The 19,267-nt window shown below is 71.1% G+C and carries 15 protein-coding genes and 2 pseudogenes; 14 read left to right on the forward strand and 3 right to left on the reverse strand.

The window, feature by feature from the left end; genetic code table 11:
• The first annotated feature begins 20 nt into the window (after positions 1–20).
• The 3 genes from ACIODU_RS16880 (at position 21) to ACIODU_RS16890 (ending at position 1,631) form a co-directional block, all read left to right on the forward strand.
• Positions 21–416: a cell division protein SepF gene (locus ACIODU_RS16880; RefSeq protein WP_356423535.1), complete on the forward strand. Its 396-nt coding sequence runs from the start codon at positions 21–23 to the stop codon at positions 414–416.
• Positions 417–518: 102 nt separating this feature from the next.
• Positions 519–869, forward strand: coding sequence for a nucleotide pyrophosphohydrolase (locus ACIODU_RS16885; protein ID WP_401768197.1), 351 nt, complete (start codon positions 519–521; stop codon positions 867–869).
• Between the two features lie 144 nt (positions 870–1,013).
• Complete coding sequence (locus ACIODU_RS16890) at positions 1,014–1,631, forward strand: DUF6099 family protein (RefSeq protein ID WP_401768199.1); 618 nt, start codon at positions 1,014–1,016, stop codon at positions 1,629–1,631.
• A 128-nt stretch (positions 1,632–1,759) separates the two neighbouring features.
• On the opposite strand, the gene ACIODU_RS16895 is transcribed toward ACIODU_RS16890, so the two are convergent.
• Entirely contained in the window at positions 1,760–3,361 is a 1,602-nt protein-coding gene (locus tag ACIODU_RS16895; protein WP_401768201.1) for a helix-turn-helix domain-containing protein, read from the reverse strand.
• Positions 3,362–3,547: 186 nt separating this feature from the next.
• On the opposite strand from ACIODU_RS16895, the gene ACIODU_RS16900 reads away from it, so the two are divergent.
• The 9 genes and pseudogenes from ACIODU_RS16900 to ACIODU_RS16940 all read left to right on the forward strand — a co-directional run bounded on the left by ACIODU_RS16900 (position 3,548) and on the right by ACIODU_RS16940 (position 13,260).
• On the forward strand, positions 3,548–4,471 hold the full coding sequence (locus tag ACIODU_RS16900) for an LLM class F420-dependent oxidoreductase (RefSeq protein ID WP_401768203.1): 924 nt from the start codon (positions 3,548–3,550) through the stop codon (positions 4,469–4,471).
• Positions 4,472–4,481: 10 nt separating this feature from the next.
• Positions 4,482–5,393 carry a homocysteine S-methyltransferase gene (gene mmuM / locus ACIODU_RS16905; protein WP_401768205.1) on the forward strand — a complete coding sequence of 304 codons (912 nt, stop codon included), beginning with the start codon at positions 4,482–4,484 and terminating at the stop codon, positions 5,391–5,393.
• 87 nt (positions 5,394–5,480) lie between these two features.
• Positions 5,481–7,118, forward strand: a complete 1,638-nt coding sequence (locus ACIODU_RS16910) for a 3' terminal RNA ribose 2'-O-methyltransferase Hen1 (RefSeq protein WP_401768207.1) — start codon at positions 5,481–5,483, stop codon at positions 7,116–7,118.
• Positions 7,115–7,420: pseudogene (locus ACIODU_RS16915) on the forward strand (AAA family ATPase); the annotation flags it as partial. The gene ACIODU_RS16910 and the pseudogene ACIODU_RS16915, both read left to right, overlap by 4 nt.
• A 28-nt stretch (positions 7,421–7,448) precedes the next feature.
• A complete protein-coding gene (locus ACIODU_RS16920; RefSeq protein ID WP_401768209.1) occupies positions 7,449–8,981 on the forward strand; it encodes a site-specific integrase in 1,533 nt (510 codons plus the stop codon).
• Complete coding sequence (locus ACIODU_RS16925) at positions 8,978–9,274, forward strand: hypothetical protein (protein WP_401768210.1); 297 nt, start codon at positions 8,978–8,980, stop codon at positions 9,272–9,274. Before ACIODU_RS16920 ends, ACIODU_RS16925 begins: the two co-directional genes overlap by 4 nt.
• Positions 9,275–9,332: 58 nt before the next feature.
• The gene (locus ACIODU_RS16930; RefSeq protein ID WP_401768212.1) at positions 9,333–10,709 is read left to right on the forward strand and encodes a hypothetical protein; all 1,377 of its coding nucleotides are present in this window, start codon (positions 9,333–9,335) and stop codon (positions 10,707–10,709) included.
• Positions 10,706–12,853 carry an integrase gene (locus ACIODU_RS16935; RefSeq protein WP_401768214.1) on the forward strand — a complete coding sequence of 716 codons (2,148 nt, stop codon included), beginning with the start codon at positions 10,706–10,708 and terminating at the stop codon, positions 12,851–12,853. Before ACIODU_RS16930 ends, ACIODU_RS16935 begins: the two co-directional genes overlap by 4 nt.
• Positions 12,850–13,260: a hypothetical protein gene (locus ACIODU_RS16940; protein ID WP_401768216.1), complete on the forward strand. Its 411-nt coding sequence runs from the start codon at positions 12,850–12,852 to the stop codon at positions 13,258–13,260. The genes ACIODU_RS16935 and ACIODU_RS16940 overlap by 4 nt, the downstream gene beginning before the upstream one ends.
• A 111-nt stretch (positions 13,261–13,371) precedes the next feature.
• Here ACIODU_RS16940 and ACIODU_RS16945 read toward each other — a convergent pair whose 3' ends face one another.
• Entirely contained in the window at positions 13,372–14,559 is a 1,188-nt protein-coding gene (locus tag ACIODU_RS16945; RefSeq protein ID WP_401768218.1) for a serine hydrolase domain-containing protein, read from the reverse strand.
• Positions 14,560–14,842: 283 nt separating this feature from the next.
• Positions 14,843–15,442 (reverse strand): annotated as a pseudogene (locus ACIODU_RS16950) (DinB family protein).
• Between the two features lie 186 nt (positions 15,443–15,628).
• Here ACIODU_RS16950 and ACIODU_RS16955 point away from each other — a divergent pair.
• Complete coding sequence (locus ACIODU_RS16955; protein WP_401768220.1) at positions 15,629–17,926, forward strand: polynucleotide kinase-phosphatase; 2,298 nt, start codon at positions 15,629–15,631, stop codon at positions 17,924–17,926.
• Between the two features lie 89 nt (positions 17,927–18,015).
• Positions 18,016–19,251: an arginine deiminase gene (locus ACIODU_RS16960; protein ID WP_356423759.1), complete on the forward strand. Its 1,236-nt coding sequence runs from the start codon at positions 18,016–18,018 to the stop codon at positions 19,249–19,251.
• Positions 19,252–19,267: the final 16 nt, after the last annotated feature.

Below are 19,267 nucleotides of genomic sequence, written 5' to 3' on the forward strand. Positions count from 1 at the left end.
CGCGCGGGCGGGGTGGTCCGGTGAGCAGGTACGAGAGATATGACGTCACCGACGAGCAGTGGGAAGGCCTGGCGCAGGTCGTCCCGCTGCGCGGCCGCAACGAGTGGCCCTCGCGGGTCGACCACCGCGCCGTGCAGCCCGAACCCCGCGTCGAGCACCGGCGGTTCGTCGTCCTGAGGGTGCAGGTCTTCGCGGACGCGCGCGAGGTCGCCGACCACCTGATCGCCCAGATTCCGGTCCTGTTGGACCTGACGGGCGCCGAACTCGACGTGGCCAAGCGCATCCTGGACTTCAGCAGCGGGGTGGTCTTCGGCCTCGGCAGCGGGATGCACCGCGTCGACAAGAACGTCTTCCTGCTGGCGCCGGTCGGCACGGAGGTCGAGGGGATCGCGGCGGCGGCCGTTCCGGGACCGTAGCGATCTTTCCGGGGTCGTGGCGGTCCTTCCGGGGCCGTGGCGGTCCGGCCGCCGCCCTGACCGGTGCCGCCCGGCCGGGGTGACGGTGGTAGACCTGGGTCCGTGACAGAACAGGATGTGGCGGGACTACAGCGCAGGTTGGCCGAGTTCGCGGTGGCCCGGGACTGGGGGCGGTACCACACGCCCAAGAACCTGGTCGCGGCGCTGAGCGTCGAGGCGGCCGAACTGCAAGAGATCTTCCAGTGGTTGACCCCCGAGCAGTCGGCGCGGGTGATGGAGGACCCGGAGTCGGCCCACCGGGTCGCGGACGAGGTCGCGGACGTGCTGGCGTATCTGCTCCAGTTCTGCGACGTGCTGGGGATCGACGTACTGGACGCGCTCGCCGCGAAGATCGAGCGGAATGAAGGGCGTTTCCCGCCCTCATCCGCCGCGAAGGACCCCGGCTCCCCGTGATCGTCACTCTTCGGAGTGAGTGAGATTTCCCCAACCAGCTGGCTGTCCACAGATTTCCGCATTCCTCTGGCCTTTCCGTCGCGGTTCACTCACTCTGGGTAGTGGAGTGAGTGGGCAGGATTGTCGTACGAACGGGGGCTGCGGATGGATGCGGAACGGCTCATCGGCGTGACCCGGCGGGCCCTGGCCGGCAGCGGGGAGGCGTGGGACGTCATCGCGGAGGCCTGGCAGGCCCAGGCGCTGGCCCAGGCGATCGGCGACCGGCTGGCGTTGAGCGGGCCGCCGGAGCTGCGGGGCGAGGCGCGTGACCTCGGCGAGACGGGCGGACGCGGCTGGGGCTTACCCGAGGCCCGGGAAGCGGGCGGCGGTGGTCCGGGCTTCGACGGCCCGGGCGGGGGTGGCCCGGGGAGGGAGTTGTTCGGCGCGGAGGTGCGGTTCGGGGACGGGAGCAGGGCGAGACAGCTGTCCTCGGTGTCCGACGCCCGGGGCGCGCTGACCGGGCTGGCGGAGTTACTGGGCGAGGTGGGCATCGCCCTGGTCGCGGTGGCGTGTGCGACGGACGAGGAGGGGTTGTACTGGCAGTGCATCGAGGCGATCGACGCGGCGGACGAGGCGGGCGACCGGGTGGCGGGCCTGCTGCGCCGGCTCGTCGCACAGGAGCAGGAGCGGGCGCGGAAGGAGACCCGGGAGCGCCAGAGACAGCAGGAGGCGGAGCGGGAGCGGGAGCGCCGGCGTGACCACGGGCGGGGGCGGGGCCGTTGACGTGGGGTGAGGTGTGTGGTGGTGTTCACGCCCCACCCCCCGTGGGGGGCGTGAACACGAGCCCGACTCTAGGTTCCGTACGGCGGACCGGGGAGAGTCGGATTGCACAGCCGGACCGCCCGGCGGTGTCAGAAGTTCCTGTCCGGCGGTCCGTTCAGGGCCGCGGCGGCCAGCCAGAGGTCGTGACGCGCGTTCGGGACCCGCAGCAGCGACCGGCGCAGCACCTGTTCGAGCCGCGTCAGCCGCTTCCGCGTCCCTGTCACCGACACACCGAGCGCCCGCGCGGTGGCACTCAGCCGGGTGTCGTGGCGCAGCCAGGCGCGCAACGTCGTCTCCAGGGTGGGCGCGTCGGTCCGTACGGGACGCAGCTGCGTCAGCGCCCACTCCTGTACGGCGGGCAGGCACAGCAGCGCCTCGAAGGGGTCCTGGGCGGCGGGCGACGGCACCGGCCCGGTCGCGTCCGCCCCGTCCGCCGCGTCCCGCGCTTCCACCCCGTCCGGCGCGTCCGCCGGCTCGTGCTCGGAGTACGCCGGCTCGTGCTCCGTCGTGTGGGGCAGCGCGCCGATCCGCAGGGCCAGGTCGAGTTTCGCCTGATCGCTTACGAGCCTCAGGTCCAGGCCGAGCAGTGCCTCGACGCGGCGCAGGCGCGAGGCCAGGGTGTTGCGGTGGATCTTCAGGTGCTCGGTCGCGGCCGCCGAGAAGGCCAGCCACGACCGGACCGTGTCGGTCAGTGTGGCGCTGTCGGGGTCGGCGACCCGGGCGGGGACGTACCGCGTCAGGGGCGCCAGCAGATGGTCGGCCCAGGCGCGGCCCGGCCGGCCCACCACGACGGGCAGCCCGAGCGCGGCGTCGAACCGGGCCCAGCGCTCGGGGCGGCCACGGGCCACCGCCAGCGCGTGGAAGGCCTGTTGGTAGCCGACGGCCGTGTCGCGCAGGGCCAGCGCGTCGCCCGTCCCGACCACGCAGCCCTCGATCTCGGCGGTGAGCGCGGCTTCCAGCGGGCGGGCGCCGGCGGGGACGGGGGTGGTCGACGCGACCACCAGCACGTGGTCGGAGTAGACGGGACACCGGACGATCCACGCCCGGCCCCCGGTGAGTTCGGCGCAGACCCGGATCGTCTCGGCCCGCCGGTCGCGGCCGCACTCGACCACGTGGAAGCGGGCGGGGTCGTAGAGGCGCGGGGCGAGGGCGCCCGCCATCTGGTGCGCCGTGGTGAGGTTCCCGGACATCAGCAGGTGCAGCACGGCCTCCCGTCCGCGCGCGTCGGCGACCTCCACGCGCCGCCGGGTCCGCTCGGTCTCCTTCGCCCACCAGGAGAGCCCGAGCAGCGGCCCCGCGTCGGCCGGGGCGGCCGTCGCGAGGGGGTCGGGGCCGATCACGGCGAGGACGAGCCCGGACGGCTCGGCGCCGGGCCGGTCCCCGGGGAGGTCGACGGCGAGCAGCGCCCCCGAGCGCTCCGGGGACGAGCCGGCGAGGAACGTACGGAGCCCCCGCTCCCGCATCTCCCGCAGCCCGTCGGCGACCAGGCCGACCGTCTCGGAGTCGTGCTCCGGTGAAGAAGAGGCCTGTACGGCGCCGGTGGTGTCCACCAGCCCGGCCCAGCACCCCGTCCGGCGGCCCAGCCAGCGCAGCAGCGGCCGCACGCCGTCCCCCTTGCGGGCCAGCCGGTGCATGGTGAGGATGTCGGCCGCGCGCAGGGAATCCGGGGACCGTACCGCTCGCACACCCACGCCGTGCCCCTTCGCCTCGCCGGTCGGCGTGCCGGGCCCTGGAAACCCGCCACGGCAGGACACCGATTGTCCTCACCCGGGGACTTCTGCCCCGCACCGGGCGGCGGCACTCACCGCGTACGGGGCCCGGACCAGCGCGTTCGGGGAGGGTGCGGGCCCTAGCAGCGGCCCTGCGAAGATGAAGGCATGGATCTCCGCATCTTCACCGAGCCCCAGCAAGGGGCGAGTTACGAGACATTGCTGAGCGTGGCCAAGGCCACCGAGGACCTCGGATTCGACGCGTTCTTCCGGTCCGACCACTATCTGCGCATGGGGTCGGCGGACGGCCTCCCCGGCCCCACGGACGCGTGGATCACCCTGGCGGGGCTGGCCCGCGAGACCAAGCGGATCCGGCTCGGCACGCTGATGACGGCCGGGACGTTCCGGCTGCCCGGGGTGCTGGCCATCCAGGTCGCGCAGGTGGACCAGATGTCCGGCGGCCGGGTGGAGCTGGGCCTGGGCGCGGGCTGGTTCGAGGAGGAACACCAGGCGTACGGCATTCCGTTCCCCAAGGAGAAGTTCGGCCGCTTCGAGGAGCAGCTCGCCATCGTGACCGGGCTGTGGGAGACGGAGGCCGGCAAGACGTTCTCGTACGACGGTACGTATTACCAGCTGACCGACTCGCCCGCGCTGCCCAAGCCCGCCCAGGCCAAGCTGCCGGTACTCATCGGCGGGCACGGCGCGAAGCGCACCCCGCGCCTGGCCGCGCGGTACGCGGACGAGTTCAACATTCCGTTCGCCACGCTGGAGGACACGGCCACGCAGTTCGGCCGGGTGCGGACCGCCCTGGCCGAGGCGGGGCGGGGCCCGGACGAACTGGTGTACTCGAACGCGCTGATCGTCTGCGTCGGCAAGGACGACGCGGAGGTGGCCCGCCGGGCCGCCGCCATCGGCCGTGAGGTCGACGAGCTGAAGGCGAACGGGCTCGCGGGCTCGCCCGCCGAGGTGGTCGACAAGATCGGGCAGTACGCGGCCGTCGGCTCCTCGCGCTTCTACCTCCAGGTCATGGACCTGGACGATCTCGACCACCTGGAGCTGATCTCCGCGCAGGTCCAGTCCCAGCTGAACTGAGGGAGTCACCGTGCAGCCCGCCCGTCCGCTCGCCGCCGCACTCGCCGGGGAGACGCTCGTCCTCGACGGGGGCCTCTCCAACCAGCTCGCGGCCCAGGGCTGCGACCTGTCCGACGCCCTCTGGTCGGCGCGGCTCCTCGCCGAGGGACCGGAGGAGATAGCGGCGGCTCACGCGGCGTACGTGCGGGCGGGCGCACAGGTGCTCATCACCTCCAGCTACCAGGCGACGTACGAAGGGTTCGCGCGGCGCGGTACGGACCGCGCCGCGGCGGCGGAGCTGCTGGCCCGCAGCGTCGGCCTGGCCCGCCGGGCGGCTGCGGGGGTGGAGCGCGAGGTGTGGGTGGCCGCCTCGGTCGGCCCGTACGGAGCGATGCTCGCGGACGGCAGCGAGTACCGGGGGCGGTACGGCCTGTCGGTGGCGGAGCTGGAGCGTTTCCACCGGCCGAGGATCGAGACGCTCGCCGCGGCGGCGCCGGACGTGCTCGCCCTGGAGACCGTGCCGGACGAGGACGAGGCGCGCGCCCTGCTGGCGGCGGCCGAGGGCTGCGGGGTGCCGGTCTGGCTCTCGTACTCCGTGGAGGCCGACGGCGAGCGCACCCGGGCCGGGCAGCCGCTCACCGAGGCGTTCGCCCTGGCGGCCGGCAACGACCAGGTGGTCGCCGTGGGCGTCAACTGCTGCGAGCCCGCCGCCGTGGACCGCGCGACGGAGATCGCCGCGAAGGTGACGGGCAAGCCGGTGGTGGTCTACCCCAACAGCGGTGAACAGTGGGACGCGGCGGCACGGACCTGGCGCGGCGACGCCACCTTCGACCCGTCCTGGGTGAGCGCCTGGCGCGCGGCGGGCGCCCGCCTGATCGGCGGCTGCTGCCGCGTCGGCCCCGAGGCGATAGCCCGCCTCCGACCCGGCCGCCTCCGCCTCTGACCGGGCCGCCTCCGACCGGGCCGACCCGGGCGGTCCAGCACGGAAAACCTCTCGTCGTACCGCCGCGAGCAGGCAATACTCAACCGGGTGTTCTTGACGATCAGTACGACCGGCACCCCGGAACGTCCCGCGACCGACCTCGGCTTTCTGCTGCACAAGCACCCCGAGAAGGCGCAGGCGTTCTCCACCGCGCACGGCACCGCCCATGTGCTCTATCCCGAGGCGACCGCGGAGCGGTGCACCGCCGCGCTGCTGCTGGAGGTCGACGCCGTGGCGCTGGTGCGGCGGGGCAAGGGCAAGAGCCGGGGCGGCGCGCCCGACGCGGCGCTCGCGCAGTACGTCAACGACCGGCCGTACGCCGCCTCCTCGCTGCTCGCGGTCGCGCTGAGCACGGTGTTCAAGAGCGCCCTGCGCGGCGACTGCCGGGCGCTGCCCGAGCGCGCCGCGACTCCGCTGCCGCTGCGCGTCGAGGTGCCCGCCGTGCCGGCGCGCGGCGGCGCCGAGCTGGTCCGCCGGCTCTTCGGGCCGCTCGGCTGGACGTCCGTCGAGGCGCGTCCCGTCGCGCTGGACGTGACGTTTCCGCAGTGGGGCGAGTCGCGTTACGTCCACCTCGTCCTGGAGGGCGAGATGCGGCTCGCCGACGCACTGCGCCAGCTGTACGTCCTGCTGCCGGTGCTCGACGACGCCAAGCACTACTGGGTCGCGCCCGACGAGGTGGACAAGCTGCTGCGGGCCGGTGAGGGCTGGCTGGCCGAGCACCCCGAGCAGAAGCTGATCACCAGCCGCTACCTCTCCCGCCGCTGGGGACTGACCCGGCGGGCCATGGAGCGCCTGGAGCTGGTCAGGCTGGCCGAGGCGGACGACCTCGACGTCGAGGCCCTCGACAACGCGGTCCTGGAGACCCCGGACGAGGAGTGGGAGGCCGGCGAGGCACGCGGGGACGGCGCGGACGGCACCGTACAGCCGGACACCGCACCGGCGCCCGAAGCCGCGCCCCTGCCCCAAGCCGGGCCGGAAGCCGCGCCCGCGCCCGACGCCGCCCCAGCCCCCGCCCCCGCCCTCACCACGAACACGAAGGAGCCGTCCCTCGCCGACCAGCGCCGCGAGGCGATCCTCGCCGCCCTGCGCGAGGCGGGCGCGAGCACCGTGCTCGACCTCGGCTGCGGTCAGGGCCAGCTGGTCCAGGCGCTGCTCAAGGACGTGCGGTTCACGCACGTCATGGGCGTCGACGTGTCCGTACGCGCCCTGACCATCGCCGCGCGCCGGCTCAAGCTGGACCGCCTCGGCGAACGGCAGGCGGCCCGCGTCACCCTGACGCAGGGCTCCCTGACGTACACGGACAAGCGGCTCAAGGGGTACGACGCCGCGGTGCTCGCCGAGGTCGTGGAACACCTCGACCTGCCCCGGCTGCCCGCCCTGGAGTACGCGGTGTTCGGCTCGGCCAGGCCGTCGACGGTCGTCGTGACCACGCCCAACGTCGAGTACAACGTCCGCTGGGAGACCCTGCCCGCCGGGCACGTACGCCACAGCGACCACCGCTTCGAGTGGACCCGCGCCGAGTTCCGCGACTGGGCGGAAGGGGTGGCGGGGCGGCACGGCTACACGGTCGCGTACGTCCCCGTCGGCCCCGACGACCCCGAGGTCGGACCGCCCACCCAGATGGCCGTCTTCACCCTCCGTACCCCCACCGACACCCCCACCACCGAGAAGGGACCGACCGCATGAGCGGCACCACGACCGACCGCGCCCCCGCCCCCGCCACCGGCGCCCGGCGGACCCTCCCGGTGACCGACCTCTCCCTCGTCGTCCTCATCGGCGCCACCGGCTCCGGCAAATCCACCTTCGCCGCCCGCCACTTCAAGCCCACCGAGGTCGTCTCCTCCGACTTCTGCCGCGGCCTGGTCGCCGACGACGAGAACGACCAGAGCGCCAGCGGCGACGCCTTCGACGTCCTGCACTACATCGTCGGCAAGCGGCTCGCGGCCGGCCGGCTCACCGTCGTGGACGCCACTTCCCTGATGATTGAGTGTGTTCAAGCATCAGAGGAGGCGGTAGTTGAGCGAGTGGTACGTGGTGCGAGTGCCGGATGCGGGCCGGTGGGGGACGCTGCCGACTGACGGTGTCCTCGGGGTACAGGACCTGCCGAGTGCGGTCGCCCGGATAGGGCTGAGGCCGGGTGATCCGGTGTTCGTGGCGCCGGATGGCACGGTGGACCGGGATCTGCTGGATTTCGTCCGCTCCGCCGAATTCAGGAATCTGGAGCGGGAGACCAAGCGGAATTACGCGACGGATATCCGGCCGCTTTTGACCTTCCTGTCCTCGCGCGGAGTTCCGTGGAGGCGGGCGACGCGGCAGGACTTGGCGGACTATCGGCACTGGAGATGCCGGGCTCCGGAGAATCCGCGCCGGATCGGTGGGACGAAATGGAACCGGGAGTCGGCCGCGTTCACCAAGCTGTTCCGGTGGGCCAAGGTGTCCCCGCTGCCAGTGGACATCGTGCGGCGCGAGGATCGGGCCGCGGACTCGGTGAGCTCGCGCGTGATGTGGCTGACACCGCGGACCTGGGGCTTGTGGTCGGACATCGGGCTGCGCGGCCACAGCCGTACCGGCGTGCAGGCGGCGGGGTGGGAGTCTCGGACGGAGTCACGCAACACCAGCTTCGTCCAACTGCTGCTCAGTTCCGGCTTGCGTCGGCAGGAGGGCGGTTCATTGCTCACCTTCGAACTGCCCAGCCAGCGCCTGCGGTTCGGCCGCTTCTGCCATGGTCAGGTCGCCGCGGCGGTCACCCGGTCGAAGCAGAGCCGGGTCTTCTACGCGTCGGTGGACGCGGTCGGCCAGGTCGAGGCCTATGCCGAGTCGGAGCGCGCGTGGGCGGTGCAGCGCGCCCAGGCGGAAGGCCGCTATGAGCGGCTGTCCATGATGCGGCTGGTCACGAAGGTGACGCGGGGCCTGAAACCGAAGATCGAGTGGGTGGACTCGGACGGCGTCGTCGGCGGTGAGGAACTCAGCCGCCTGGACTGGCGCGAGCGGCAGTGGCTGTTCCTGGAGGGTCCGGACGGGCCGGAGCCGGCGTGGTTGTGGCTGACCGAGCAGGGCCTGCCGATGGCCCCGGACCGGTGGAACGGCGTGTTCAGGGCGGCGAACCTGCGCTGTGAGGAAGTCCTGCTCACCGTGCAAGAACGGCAGGCCGAGCGGGACTTCCGGCTGGCAGAAGTACGCGGCAAGAGTCCGTACGCGACGCCGCATGCCGCGCGCCACTCGATGGCCCTCTACATGCTGGTCCTGCTGAACCAGCTGATGGAGACCCGCTACGGACTCACCGCCGCGGACCGGCGGGACTTCGCCCTGCTGTTCGGCGATCCGTGGTGGCTGGTGAAGACCCTCCTGGGGCACGCGGACGTGGAGGTGACGAAACGGCACTACCTCGCGCCTGTCGCACACCTGCAACTGGAGTCGATCCTGGCCGCGGCCGAGCCCGCCGGTGATGAGGAACAGCAGGTCGAGGACCTGGACGATGTTTTCGCCAGGCTGGCCCGGGAGTCGCAGGGCATCCAGGACATCGAGGCGGTCCTGGAGGCGGCCCGGTGAGTGGGCGGGGACGGCGGGCCGTCCTGCCGCCGGCCGATCACCGCACCGAGCCGCCGCTGGCTCCCGACGGGCTCGTGGTGACGGTGGTCAACAAGGCCGGATACGAGATGGCGTTCGACTTTGCCGAGCTGCCGGTCGCCGAGCCGATGCAACGGTCGTTGGCAATGGTGTTCGCCGCCCGATCCGCGGGCTGGAACAGCCACGAGACCGCGCGAGCGTCCTGGGTCACGGTGAAGGCGTTCGCGCGCTTCATCTCCGAGCTGGAGCATCCTCCGGAAGATCGGGGGATCTGACCGCGGCCATGCTCAAACGCTGGCGGCGAGGCACATCGGTACCAACAGCGGCAAGAGTGTGCTGCGTCAGGTCCGGCCGCTGCTGAGGGCGGATCCGCGGCTGGCCGCCGGGACGGTGGGAGAGGAACTGGCCCGGCGCATTCCCAAGGCGGTGCCGATCAAGCAGTCCTACGGGAAGGAGGAGCGGGAGCGGGTGCTGCTGGCGGCACAGCGGCAGTTCCGGACCGCTCTGCTGCGGATTCGCGAGAACACACGTCTGCTGGAGCGCTGGCGCGCCGGTGACCTGGCGGAGGGCAGCCGTGACTGGCGCCTCGGCCAGGTCCTCGACCACCTCGCGAATACCGGCTACGTCCCGCACACGGTCGCGCCGAGTGGCACGGAGAGCCTGAAGGACCGCCGCCTCTTGGGTGGCACCAGCCCGGAGCACACATGGGGCAGGCTGTTTCCGTCCCGTTCCGAACTCACGGCCTTGGCTGTGCTGTTGACCGACCGGTTCGGCTGGAATCTGTCCGTCTACGACCGGCTCCCAGCGCCGACTACGGCTCCGTCGGCCGGAACGACGAGCACGGTGACCTACCAGGTTCAGGTCGAAAAGCGCAGGCAGGGCGGAGGCTGGTGGTTCTCCACGGAAAATGCCACCGACTCCGGGGCCGACTCCGTCGGCAGACTGATCACTCAGGCGTTGGAGGCCACCGCGCACGGTCGTGCTCTGGCCGCCCGGCTGGCGCCTGGCACCGACTTCTTGATGGTCGCGCGCATGCACTACCCCAAGCGGCGGCACCAGCGCACGGAACGGCTTCGCCCGGTGGGCCCGTTGTCCTTCGGGATCGGTAACGGCGACGCCCAGCTCTGGGCGATCACGCACGGACTGGGCGGAGCCCCGTTCCAACGGACCCGCAGGACAACGGTGAGGCGGGAAGGCCGCCCCCTACAGCACACGCAGGGCACCCACCAGAGCATCTATGTGCTGCCCGACGAGCATGTTCAGCGCGCCTCACAGAGCGTCTTCGAGGCCGGTGCCCGCGAGGCCCTCGAACAGGCCCAGGCCGTGGTGTTCGCCGGAGACATCGCCGATGCCCCGGACCCCGGCCACGAGCAGACCGTGACCGCGGACTGCGCGGATGAGACGGCCAGCCCTTGGCCCGACGCGCAGGGCGGCTGCGGGGCGGACTTCCTGCTCTGCCTGGCCTGCCCCAACGCCCGTGTCCACCCTGGCCATCACCCCCGGCTCGCACACCTGCACCAGAAACTGCACAGCCTCCGATCCGTCCTGCCTGATCGTTCCTGGCACGAGCGGTGGAACCAGCACGCGCTCCGCCTTGAAGACCTGCGCGACAAGGTCGGCCCGGCGGCCTGGAACGCGGCGCTCGCCCGCGTGAACGACGAGGACCGCACCCTGGTCCACCTGCTGGTGAAAGGAGAACTCACCCCATGACCGCCGTCGGCGCCGCTGCCGAGATCGACACGTACGTCCTCGCCATGCCCGCCCCGGACAGCCCCGTGGTGCTGCCCGAGTGGATCAGTCCCGGCAACACGCATCCGAACTCCCATTACCAGGACGCCATTTGGTCCATGGCCCCGCTCATTGACAACCCCGGCACCGGCCTGGTCAAGCTCCACTGGAAGAACTGCCCGGAACCCCTGCGTGACCAGATGAAACTGGCTGCCTGGACCATGATCAACGGCGAGCTGAGGCCCACCTATCTCCAAACCCGCGGCGTCCAGGCCCGATCCCGGTCGGGAGGCCCGGAGCGACTTTCCACCCGCCTGGAATGGATGCGGCTCGCCCGCTGGCTGCACGAGCGCCAGATCACCAGCCTGGGTGGCTGCACCGAGATGGAGTGGCGGGCCTATGCGCGTGAGCGTCTGCACCAGGTGTCCCGCGACACCGCGGCGATAATCTGCGTCCGTCTGGCGAACCTATGGGCGTTCGACCAGCTCAGCGCCCGTCCTTCGGGCATCACTCGGCCTCCGTGGGAGACCGAAGGAGTCGACGATTTCCTTCCCGCAGCCCGCACGGCCGTCGGCGGGGAGAACACGACGGAGCCGCTGGACCCGCTGGTTCTCGGTCCGCTGCTGGTCTGGGCCATGCGGTTCGTCGACGAATTCGCCGACGACATCCTGGCGGCGTGGGCCGAACGTTGCCGTCTGGCTGCCCTTGCCGCTGCCAACAAGGCCACGCGAGCCAGTTGGGCCGCGCTGGAGGAATGGCTGCTGCCGATGGCGCGGGCCGGTACCCCACTACCGGCCAACTCGGTGAAAAGCGAGATTCGGGTGGCCCGCACCTACATCGCCGCCCTCACCGGCGCCAGCCACAGCCAGGTCTCGCGGGTCGTAGATCGGTACGGCCTCGCGGAGATCGCCGCAGCACAGCCAGGGCCCTGTCCCCTGCGGGTGTCGGTCACAGGGCGGATCAACGGTGAGCCATGGCGCGAACACATGGATTTCAACGAGGCCGCAGAGTTGATGCGGCACTTGGGTACGGCCGCGACGATCACCCTGCTCTACTTGACCGGGATGCGCCCACAGGAAGTGCAGGGGCTGCGGGCCGGCTGCTGTCCCGACCCCGATCCCGCCGTCGACGGAACCGAGGGACGGCACCTGATCCACAGCCACCACTACAAGAACGTCACCGACGACGACGGCAACCACAGCTCCGCCGGTGAAGTCCGCCAAGTGCCCTGGGACGCGATCGCACCGGTGGTGCACGCCATCCGCGTGCTGGAGCGCATGGTCCCCGACGGAGAGCTTCTCCTCAGCACCGCCCACCACGAGTTTCAGGCCCGCCACGGCCACGCGGGCGCGCTGAAGAAGTCCACCTTGACGCTGCGCATCGAGTCCTTCGTGGACTGGGCGAACCGTGAGGCCGAAGTACAGGGCCTATCCGACCAGATGATCCCCGAGGACCCGCACGGCGCGATCGGACTGAGCCGGTTCAGAAGGTCGCTGGCCTGGCATGTCGCCCGGCGCCCCGGGGGACTGGTCGCGCTGGCCATTCAGTACGGGCACATGCGCACCGTCCTCGATGCCCGTACATCCAGCGGCTACGGCGCCCGCAGCCGTCGCGGCATCCACGCAATCCTCGACGTCGAAACCGCCCTCGCCGCCGCCGACACCGCCGCCCGGCTCCGTGACCGCGTCGCCGCCGGCGAGAAGGTGTCCGGGCCCGCAGCCCGCCGAGCCCTGACCGCCGCTGCCCATACCCCCCGCTTCGAGGGCCGCATCGTCCCCCGCACCTTCGCAAGGAAGGCCAGCGCCTTTCTCGCCCGCGACGGCATCGTGCTCTACGACAACCCTGACGCGCTCCTGATCTGCGCCTTCAAGCACGACAACGCTCTGTGTGAACCAGAGCCCGGCGCGACCGCCCCAAGGCAGTACGACTGCCGACCCGGCTGCGGAAACACCGTCCGCACCGACACTCACGCCCGGCTTCTCCGTGAACGCGCGGACGAACTAGACCAGTTCGCTGCCCACGCCCCCGGCCCGGTCAGCAAACGTCTGCGGACCAACGCCGACCGCCTCCGGGAGACCGCCGACACCCACGACAGCACAGCGCACTTTGCCGAGGCCCTCACATGAACCAGCAGCACCACGACGAGCGTGTGCGTATCCGCGAGGCCATGGACCGGCTCCTGACCGGACAGGCCACCGCTTCCAACGGCAGCCTCACCATCGTTGCCCTCGCAGCCGAGGCCGACGTCCACCGCATGGCTCTCCTCAAACGGCACGTCGACCTGAAGAACGAGTTCTACGAACGCGTCCGCACGGAGACCCACCAAGTCCCGGAGACCGAAAAACGACTCCGGGAAACCGTCGCCAAGCTCAAGACGGCCATCGCCGATCAGAGAGCCGAGATCGAGGAGCTCCGCCAACAGGTGACCAGGCTCACGCTCGCCAGCGCCGTCCTCGCCCAACAGAGTGACGAGCAAACGAGACGCGCGCCCGCTCCCGACAACGTCGTCCCGTTCCCCCGGTCGGCAGACTGACGGGCCCGTGATGTCGCCGCCGCCAGCCAGCTCACCCAACGGTCGTACCGTCTCAGAGGCGCCGAGGACTTCCCAGGACATGAGTACCACGGGCCGCCCGGACGCCTTGGCTCACGAGGTGCCGCGGCCCCCGGCGCACAGCGCGTTGTCGATCAGGGTGCTGGCGGCGTTCTCCTGGGCCAGTATGTGTTCCGGGGTGTCGCCGCGTGCCTCGGACATGGAGACCACGGCGCTCCGACGGCCGTCGTCGGTGACGCCGTTGAGGGTGATGTAGCCGCCGTCCCCGCCCTCGTGGCTCCAGTAGGTTCCTCCGCAGGTCAGGGGACGTTCTACCAGGCCGAGCCCGTATCGGCCGCCGGGCCACAGTTGCTGGACGTCCGCGCTCACGGAAACGGTCTGCTTCATCTCGGCGAGCTGCCGCGGCGGCAGCAGGCGGCCCGAGAGCAGCGCGCGGAGGAGGCGGTTCTCATCCCGCGTGGTCGTCGCGAACGAGGTCTCGTGGTCCACCGCGACCTGATCGGTGACGTTCACCAGGGAGCCGGGGCCGAAGAGTTGGTAGCCCTGGGCATGTGGCCGGGGCAGTGAGGAGGAGGTGCCGGTCCACCGGGTCTGGTCGAGGCCGAGCGGGCGCAGGACGCGGCCTTCGATCTCCTGGTGGGCGGGGTGACCGGTGGCCTTCTGGATGATCATGCCGAGCACGACGTAGCCGGTGTTGGAGTACTTCCAGTTCTCGTCCTCGCCGGGCGGGAAGTCCGGCGCGTGGGCCATGGCACGGGCGACCAGCTGCTCGGGGCGGTAGACGTCGTGGCGCTGCTGGTAGTACTCCTCCGGCGTGGTATATCCGGGCATGCCGTCGTCGGAGATGCCGCTGGTGTGCTGGAGCAGTTGGCGGATCGTGATCCGGCTGCCGTCGTTGCCGTCACCTCGCACTACTCCTGGCAGCCAGTGGTCGACCGTGTCGTCCAGGGACAGTCTGCCCTCAGCCTCCAGTTGGAGGACTACGGTGGCGACCAGCGTCTTGGCAGTGCTGGCCATGCGGAAGTATCCGTCGGAGGAGACAGGGTGGCCGGTGCGCAGGTCGGCCGTGCCGCTGGTGGCGACCGATTGCCGACCGTCAGGTGCGATCGCGCGGGCCTGCACGCCGCTGATACCGAGGGCGTGGATCGCCTCGGTGTCCCGGCGCAACTGGTCTGCGGCGGAGAAATCCGCAGGCCGGGCTACGGCGGTGGCCCCCTCGGCGGCGAGCAGCATGGCGGTAGCCAGTATCAATGCGAGGCGCGTGCGTGAGATCGAAGTCATGGCCAAACGCTAGGTCCGCCCCCGGGCGGAGACGATCCGGTGCACCCCAGGATAGGGATGGGGGATATCCCCCGGTACCAGGCTCGATTCATGCCGCACCGCCGGCAGCAGGAGGATGCCAAGGTGGAGGCGCTCCCGTCGGCAAGCCGGGCAGCGAGTTCATGCTGCACATCCACAACGACGGCACCGCCAGTTGGCGCTGGCACGACGAGCCCTTCGGCGTGGTAAGCGACGACGCGTGGCCGACCCCACAGGCGGCGGGGTCGGCGGCAGCAGGGCGAGATCAGCTGTTGCCGACTTCTCGCGCCACGCGCTCCACTCTGCGCCGATGGTCCTCCCACCATGCTTGGTCACCGGGTGGCATGTTGTCGTTGCCCTGCAAGTACCCGACGGACCCGTCAATGAGCTCGCGCACGATGTCGGCGTGGCCGGCACGCCGCTGAGTATCGGAGATCACGCGCACCAGGATGTGGTGCAGCGTCACCTCTCGCCGTTCCACCGGCCACCACGGGACGTGCCCGATCGCGTCGAGCGCCAGCGTCGCGATCGTGCTGTTTGAGTGATCCCACGCTTGGCGATACAGCCCGATGATCTCTTCGCGCGACTCGTCGCCAGTGGCCCACATGTCTGCGTTGGGTTCTGCGTCCTCCGTGTACCATCAGGGCGGCGGTTCCTCGTCGAAGAACGGCCGCCCGAAAGTGTCGCCGAAGTACCCCAATTCCACACTGGCGATATGTTTGACCAACCCCAGGAGATTCGTGCCCGTGGGAGTCATCGGGCGGCGGATGTCGTATTCCGAGAGCCCGTTGAGCTTCCATAACAGGGCGTCACGCCCGTCTTGCAGGTATCGGAGAAGATCCGCTTTCGGATTCGGTTCGATCATGCCTGGCAGTCTTCCACTCAGTACTGACAGCCGGGCTCTACGGGACTAAACGGGATGCCGTTTCAAGGACTTACTTCGCGACACCCAAGACCGCCCAGGGCGAGTCGACTCTCACTCGGCTCCAGGCGGCGCTCCAGTAGTCTCTTGGCTCTCGTCCAGCCTTGAAGTGACTCTGAACAGAAGAACTTGACAGGGAACGCCACCAACGTCCAGCAGGAGAGCCGCCGCCAGCTCGTACGGATCGCCAGGGAGCACGACGTGCTGCCCATCGCGATCGTCCTCGACCTGCCCGAAGAGGTCTGCGCCGCGCGCAACGCCGACCGCCCGGACCGCGCCGGCATGCCCCGCCACGTGATCAAGCGGCACCGGAGCGAACTCCGCCGCTCGCTGCGCGGCCTCGAACGCGAGGGCTTCCGCAAGGTGCACCACCTGCGGAGCGAGCAGGAGGCGGCGGACGCCGAGGTGGTCCTCGAACGCCGTTACAACGACCTCAGGCACCTCACAGGACCCTTCGACATCATCGGTGACATCCACGGCTGCCGCTCCGAGCTGGACACCCTGCTCACCACCCTCGGTTACGTGGAAGGCCACCACCCCGAAGGGCGTACGGCCGTCTTTGTCGGCGACCTCGTCGACCGGGGCCCCGACAGCCCCGGCGTGCTGCGCCGCGTCATGGGCATGGTCGCGTCCGGCGACGCGCTCTGCGTCCCCGGCAACCACGAGAACAAGCTCGGCCGCTGGCTCAAGGGGCGCAACGTCCAGCACACCCACGGACTCGCCGAGACGATCGAGCAGCTGGAGCGGGAGGACGACACGTTCCGCGCCGAGGTGCGGCGGTTCATCGACGGTCTGGTCAGTCATTACGTCCTGGACGGCGGCAAGCTGGTCGTCTGCCACGCGGGGCTCCCCGAGAAGTACCACGGCCGCACGTCGGGCCGGGTGCGCTCGCACGCGCTGTACGGCGACACCACCGGCGAGACCGACGAGTTCGGCCTGCCCGTGCGCTACCCCTGGGCCGAGGACTACCGGGGCCGCGCGGCGGTCGTCTACGGCCACACCCCCGTGCCGAACACCTCGTGGATCAACAACACCATCTGCCTGGACACCGGCGCGGTCTTCGGCGGGAAGATGACCGCGCTGCGCTGGCCCGAGCGCGAGCTGGTCGACGTACCGGCCGAGCGGGTCTGGTACGAACCGGCCAAGCCGCTCGTCACCGAGGCGCCGGGCGGCCGGGAGGGCCGGCCGCTCGACCTCGCCGACGTGCACGGCAAGCGGATCGTGGAGACGCGCCTCATGGGGCGGCTCGCGGTACGGGAGGAGAACGCGGCGGCCGCCCTGGAGGTCATGAGCCGCTTCGCCGTCGACCCCCGCCTGCTCGGCTACCTCCCACCCACGATGTCGCCCACCGCGACGTCGGACGAGGAGGGGTACCTGGAACACCCGGCCGAGGCCTTCGCGCAGTACCGCTCCGACGGGGTCACCCGCGTCGTGTGCGAGGAGAAGCACATGGGCTCCCGCGCGGTCGCCCTGGTCTGCCGCGACGCGGCCGCCGCCGAGGCGCGCTTCGGCGTGCGCGGACCGACCGGCGCGCTCCACACCCGTACCGGACGGCCCTTCTTCGACGACCCCGGGGTCACCGAGGAGGCCCTGGAGCGGCTGCGCACCGCCGTCACCGCCGCCGGGCTGTGGCGGGAACTCGACACGGACTGGCTGCTGCTGGACGCCGAGCTGATGCCGTGGTCGCTCAAGGCCACGGGACTGCTCCGTACCCAGTACGCGGCGGTGGGCGCCGCCGCCGGCGCCGCCTTCCCGGCGGTCACCGAGGCGCTGGAGGCCGCCGTGGCCCGGGGCGTCGACGCGGCGGGACTGCTGGCGGCCCAGCGCGAACGGGCCGTCGACGCGGCCGCGTTCACGGAGGCGTACCGCCGCTACTGCTGGACCACGGACGGCCTGGAGGGTGCGCGGCTCGCGCCGTTCCAGCTGCTCGCGGTACGGGGCCGCAGCCTCGCCGCCGTCCCCCACGACCAGCAGCTCGCCTGGCTGGACCGGCTGGTGGAGCACGACCCCACGGGCCTGCTCCAGGTCACCCGGCGGCTGATCGTGGACACGGGCGACGAGGACTCGGTCCGCTCGGGCACCGACTGGTGGCTGGAGATGACGGAGCGCGGCGGCGAGGGCATGGTCGTCAAGCCGCTCCAGGCCCTCGCCAGGGACGACAAGGGGCGGGTCGTCCAGCCGGGCATCAAGGTGCGCGGCCGGGAGTACCTGCGGATCATCTACGGCCCCGAGTACACGCGCCCGGAGAACCTGGCCCGGCTGCGGAACCGGTTCCTCGGCCACAAGCGGTCGCTGGCGCTGCGGGAGTACGCCCTCGGTCTGGAGGCCCTGGACCGGCTCGCCGAGGGGGAGCCGCTGTGGCGCGTCCACGAAGCGGTCTTCGCCGTACTGGCACTGGAGTCGGAACCGGTGGACCCCCGGTTGTGACCTGGCCGGGGTTGTGACATGGCCCGCGATTCGGCGGACGGTGGTGCGTTCTTCGCGTGAACGGCGCGTCGTGCGGTGAGGATGGGGACATGGGATTCCACGTCGACTCCGAAACCGGGCGGCTGCGCCGCGTCATACTGCACCGCCCCGATCTGGAGCTGAAGCGCCTGACCCCGGGCAACAAGGACGCGCTGCTCTTCGACGACGTCCTGTGGGTCCGCCGGGCCCAGGAGGAGCACGACGGTTTCGCGGCGGTGCTGCGCGAGCGCGGGGTGGAGGTGCACCTCTTCGGGGACCTGCTCCGCGAGTCCCTGGAGCTGCCGCCCGCCCGGCGGCTCGTCCTGGACCGGGTCTTCGACGAGAAGGAGTACGGCCCGCTCGCCACCGACCACCTCCGGGCGGTCTTCGACGGGCTGCCGACGCCGGAGCTGGTGGAGGCGCTGGTCGGCGGGATGACCAAGCGGGAGTTCCTGGAGCGGCACGCCGAGCCGACGTCGGTCCGGTTCCATGTCATGGAGCCGGACGACTTCCTCCTCGACCCGCTGCCCAACCACCTGTTCACCCGGGACACCTCGGCCTGGATCTACGACGGGGTGTCCATCAACGCCATGCGCTGGCCGGCCCGGCAGCGCGAGACCGTGCACTTTGAAGCGATCTACAAGCACCATCCGCTCTTCACCGACCCGGCGGCAGGGCCCTTCCACCACTGGTCGGAGGGTCAGGACGACTACCCGTCCACGATCGAGGGCGGGGACGTCCTGGTCCTCGGCCACGGAGCCGTCCTGATCGGGATGAGCGAGCGCACCACCCCGCAGGCCGTGGAGATGCTGGCCCGGGGCCTGTTCGCGGCCGGCTCCGCCACCACGATCGTGGCGCTGGACATGCCCAAGCACCGGGCGTTCATGCACCTCGACACGGTGATGACGATGGTCGACGCCGACACCTTCACCCAGTACGCGGGCCTCGGCATGCTGCGCTCGTACACCATCGAGCCGGGCAGCGGCGGCAACGAGCTCAAGGTCACCGACCATCCGCCGGAGCACATGCACCGGGCGATCGCGGCGGCGCTGGGGCTGGACCGGATCCGGGTGCTGACGGCGGTGCAGGACGTGCACGCGGCGGCGCGCGAGCAGTGGGACGACGGGTGCAACGTGCTCGCGGTCGAGCCGGGTGTGGTGGTCGCGTACGAACGCAACGTCACCACCAACAGTTATCTGCGGCGTGAGGGCATCGAGGTGATCGAGATCCGTGGCAGCGAGCTGGGGCGGGGGCGGGGCGGGCCGCGCTGCATGAGCTGCCCGATCCAGCGCGACGCCGTCGGCTGAGTCCGGGGCGGTCCCG

Source organism: Streptomyces sp. NPDC088261 (genome assembly GCF_044740805.1).
GTDB lineage: Bacteria > Actinomycetota > Actinomycetes > Streptomycetales > Streptomycetaceae > Streptomyces.